The following is a 219-nucleotide window of genomic DNA, read 5'->3' on the forward strand; positions in this document are numbered from 1 at the left end:
GCAGGATTCATGACTGGGGTGAAGTCGTAACAAGGTAGCCGTATCGGAAGGTGCGGCTGGATCACCTCCTTTCCAGAGCTCATCGCTCACTGCGTTTTAAGCGCTCACACTTGTCGGCTGTAAGAAAGACAGACTCAGGGGTCTGTAGCTCAGTCGGTTAGAGCACCGTCTTGATAAGGCGGGGGTCGATGGTTCGAATCCATCCAGACCCACCACTTT

1 tRNA gene and 1 rRNA gene are annotated in these 219 nt (G+C 53.9%); both read left to right on the forward strand.

What is annotated here, in order from left to right:
- A 16S ribosomal RNA gene (locus tag U5A58_RS40785) occupies positions 1-72 on the forward strand; the annotation flags it as partial.
- A 66-nt stretch (positions 73-138) separates the two neighbouring features.
- Positions 139-215 (forward strand) — tRNA-Ile (locus tag U5A58_RS40790).
- Positions 216-219 lie beyond the last annotated feature (4 nt).

Source organism: Paraburkholderia sp. J7, from assembly GCF_905220155.1.
GTDB lineage: Bacteria > Pseudomonadota > Gammaproteobacteria > Burkholderiales > Burkholderiaceae > Paraburkholderia.